The sequence below is a fragment of the Nostoc sp. UCD121 genome (assembly GCF_014222285.1).
Taxonomy (GTDB): domain Bacteria; phylum Cyanobacteriota; class Cyanobacteriia; order Cyanobacteriales; family Nostocaceae; genus Nostoc.
In genome coordinates, this window is the sequence record NZ_JACKZS010000470.1 from 1 (window position 1) to 1,252 (window position 1,252).

The window sequence follows — 1,252 nt, forward strand, 5'->3', positions numbered from 1 at the left end:
TAAATTATATTTTCACTTACAAGCATTGTTAATTGATTCTTGATCTGGCTTAAATACGACTTTTTCAGCAAGCCCTAAATATTACCTTGCGGTTGTCCTAGATAAAATTCGCTGGTGGTAGGTGTACCGTAAACTTTCATCCGGGCATATTTGTCTACATCGGGAATCAAATCTCGCACACTTGTCATAATCTGCTGATAAAATTCTCGCTTTTTGGCTTTATACGCTTTTGCATTGCTTTTGCACAGATGTTCAAATGGTTCATAACAACAGACAGTAGCAATTTCTAATACATGATGTCCCTCTGGCCCCATCCCTGGTTCGCTAGATTTCATCGTCGGACAAGAGAGGAAAATCCACGGGTGGCTAAAGTCACCTTCTAATTGTTGTTGATGTAGTGCATAGTCGCCACTTTGCCCCGCCAGTACTGCTTGCAGTTTAGGCGATAATCCGACATGGTTATACAAATCTTGCAGTGTCCAATTCCGCTTCCAAAATTTGTAGATTTTATCTAAGAAAAATCAGGTAGAAGAGCCATTGTATATAAGGTGTAAGGATTTTTTCGGTGATAATGGTAATTCCTGCATCGCTAAACATCAAAATATTTAGCGAATAATTTAGCTAACATTTAGATGCCCTGAAGAATGTTTAAAGTAGCCACTTAACTTAGCTACGAATTTTTGCCAAGGCTTGCAGATAAACCTTGTCTAGCTTGAGAACCGTAGTTTTGTAGGTTGGGTGCAGCGATAGCGTAACCCAACATAAAATTTGGTGGTAATGTTGGGTTGCGTTTCACTCCACCCAACCTACATAAATATATATATCTTTTAAAAAACTCTAGGTTTCAACATAGATGAGGTTTAGTTAGCAGAAGATAATTGAATAAGCTCACTCTTGTTAAGGAGTATCCCAAATTTTGCTATTGGGCTGCATTCCGGCAGGAATGAGAGAATTAAAAAACGAACCGTAAATAACACAACGTCAAGAGATTTATAAAGGATTTTTGCGTCAATTTCGTAATTTTTTGGAAAATTGGGATGCTTCCATCCTTTATTTATTCAGCTTATCGAAAACCGAAAAAATGTTTGATAATGTTTGCTTTTCTTAATGAATATTGGCTAAGTTTAAATTACCTTAAACTATACTTGCTAGATAAGTGCAGAAGCTAAAAAAAGTTTACAGCACTTGCGGCTGTTATGAGGTACAGTAGCAGCAACTAGCAAACCAGTTTCTTAAATGTTGAGGATTTATT

The 1,252-nt window shown here is 36.9% G+C and carries 1 protein-coding gene and 1 pseudogene; both read right to left on the minus strand.

From position 1 onward, the window contains the following. Nucleotides 1-77: 77 nt before the first annotated feature. Nucleotides 78-497 (minus strand): annotated as a pseudogene (locus GNF10_RS36940) (NAD(P)/FAD-dependent oxidoreductase); the annotation flags it as partial. Nucleotides 498-670: 173 nt separating this feature from the next. Continuing rightward, nucleotides 671-796 carry a hypothetical protein gene (locus GNF10_RS39195; protein ID WP_260446389.1) on the minus strand — a complete coding sequence of 42 codons (126 nt, stop codon included), beginning with the start codon at nucleotides 794-796 and terminating at the stop codon, nucleotides 671-673. Nucleotides 797-1,252 lie beyond the last annotated feature (456 nt).